The organism is Methylomonas lenta (assembly GCF_001644015.1).
Taxonomy (GTDB): Bacteria; Pseudomonadota; Gammaproteobacteria; order Methylococcales; family Methylomonadaceae; genus Methylomonas; species Methylomonas lenta.
The window spans coordinates 1-1,980 of record NZ_LUUI01000081.1; the positions used below are offsets into that span (position 1 = coordinate 1).

At 46.3% G+C, this 1,980-nt stretch carries 3 protein-coding genes; 1 reads left to right on the top strand and 2 read right to left on the bottom strand.

Annotated elements, in window-relative coordinates:
• Positions 1-36: 36 nt before the first annotated feature.
• Together A1359_RS05855 and gcvH are read right to left on the bottom strand one after the other, a co-directional pair.
• Positions 37-396 (bottom strand): diacylglycerol kinase, encoded by a 360-nt coding sequence (locus A1359_RS05855; RefSeq protein WP_066979413.1) that lies wholly within the window; start codon positions 394-396, stop codon positions 37-39.
• An 8-nt stretch (positions 397-404) separates the two neighbouring features.
• Positions 405-788, bottom strand: coding sequence for a glycine cleavage system protein GcvH (gcvH, locus tag A1359_RS05860; RefSeq protein ID WP_066979416.1), 384 nt, complete (start codon positions 786-788; stop codon positions 405-407).
• Positions 789-923: 135 nt separating this feature from the next.
• Between gcvH and A1359_RS05865 the strand changes: the two genes are divergently transcribed.
• On the top strand, positions 924-1,916 hold the full coding sequence (locus tag A1359_RS05865) for an efflux RND transporter periplasmic adaptor subunit (protein ID WP_157200487.1): 993 nt from the start codon (positions 924-926) through the stop codon (positions 1,914-1,916).
• The last annotated feature ends 64 nt before the right edge of the window (positions 1,917-1,980 follow it).

Consider the following 1,980-nt stretch of genomic DNA (forward strand, 5'->3'; position numbering starts at 1 on the left):
GCCTTTAGCCTTTAGCCTTAAAACATTATCCCTGACTTACAACAAAATCCAAGCCCAGGTTATCGCCGCCCAAATCAAAGACAACATCACCGCTGCTGAACCGATATCTTTAGCGCGGCCGGACAGTTCATGATGCTCAAACCCCACTCTGTCCACCACAGCTTCCACAGCCGAATTCAACAGTTCTACCAGTAAAACCAGCACCACACTACCAATCATTAAAACTTTTTCGATGGCACTGTTACCCAGCCAAAGCGCCAGTGGCGTGGTGACGATAAATAACATCACTTCCTGTCTAAACGCTTCTTCATGCTGCCAAGTTGCTTTAAAACCAGCTGCTGAAAAAAAACAGGCATTCACTAGTCGCTTCAATCCTTTTGCATTTTGATTGGCCATGCTCTCCGTTATTCCTCTATCATTTGCTGATAAGCATCTGCATTCATTAACGATTCCAGCTCGGCAGGGTTATCCGCTTTAATGCTAAACAACCAGGTGGCATAGGCATCGTCATTCACTTGCTCAGGTGCATCCGCTACCGATTCATTAACTTCCACCACCGTTCCAGCAACCGGGCTAAATAAGTCTGAGGCCGTTTTTACCGATTCAATCACGGCGATTTGTTCGTTGACTGCAACTGTGCGTCCAACATCCGGCAAGCCAATAAAGACAATGTCACCTAATTCAGATTGAGCAAAATCGGTGATGCCCACCCTTACAACCTGACCGTCTTCCAGGCTCGCCCACTCATGGGTCGCTGCATATTTCAGATTTTCTGGTATGTGTTTCATTTCTGTTTCCCGTTTTAAGCCTTAATATCAACCGGCAAAGCATAACCGGCTATTTTTTTTACACAACAAAAAATTATAAACTCAGGTAAGCCAAACCCTATAATTCCCTGATACCTAATGGCACACTTTCAAAATATGCAGCTTTTGATCCAATTAACTTACCTGTCACTTATTTTAATCAGTAGCTTGTCGTATGCAGCAACTGATGACAACGATGAACGAGCAGAACAAGAGAACACTCATTCAACAGAAAGTCTGCAACAAACTGCCGGCATCAAAACCCAACGACTACAAGCAACCAGCCAACAATCCGAGTTAACTGCACAGGGCTTGGTGAGCAACCTGGAACCTTTATTGATGCTACGCCAGCAATATCTATCCGCGCAAGCTCAGCAAGACAGCGCCCAAGCCCGTTATCAGGAAGCAAATATTAACCTGTCACGCACCAAAAACCTGCATCAACAAGATATTGTCTCCTCTCGTCGACTGCAGGAACAGCAAGCCCAATGGCAAAATGACAAAGCCAATTTGGCTGCCAGCAGTTACCAACAACAAACCATTATGGCCGCCAGTCGACTGCAATGGGGCGATAAACTGACCAACTGGTTTACCCAAAATAATAATCAGCAGGCAGAACAGTTTTTAAATCATAGCGCACAGTTACTGCAAATCACCCTGCCTGCCAACACCCACCTGCCAGACGGACTACAAGCTATCGCAGTCGATGCTCATGGTCGTCGTGAGCAAGCCATCACGGCGACATTGATTTCTGCTGCCCCACAAGTCGACCCTATCACTCAAGGTGAACGCTATTTTTTTAAATCCGAAGGCCAAAAGCTGGCTTACGGCGCGCATATTCAGGCCTGGATTCCGCTAGGTACCGAGAAAAATAGCGGCGTGATCATTCCGGAAACAGCCGTAGTTTGGCATTTAGGTCAGGCATTTGTGTTTATCAAGGCTGAGGATGGCACATTTAAACGTCGACCTTTACCTGCGTTGAATCAATCTGAAACCGGTTATTTTGCCGCTAGTGGATTCACGCCCGCAGAAGAGATAGTCACCACGGGCGCGCAAACCTTGTTATCACAAGAATTAAAAGCTCTGATTCCTAGCGAGGATAACGACTGATGTGATTGCCGTCACATCAGTTAGGAATGCGCATGAAACAAGCTTGTCAGCTGTAGGTGCGAAT

Excerpts from the sequence above, each read along its gene's own strand:
- A1359_RS05855 (WP_066979413.1), bottom strand. The coding sequence starts at position 396 with ATGGCCAATCAAAATGCAAAAGGATTGAAGCGACTAGTGAATGCCTGT.
- gcvH (WP_066979416.1), bottom strand. The coding sequence starts at position 788 with ATGAAACACATACCAGAAAATCTGAAATATGCAGCGACCCATGAGTGG.
- A1359_RS05865 (WP_157200487.1), top strand. The coding sequence starts at position 924 with ATGCAGCTTTTGATCCAATTAACTTACCTGTCACTTATTTTAATCAGT.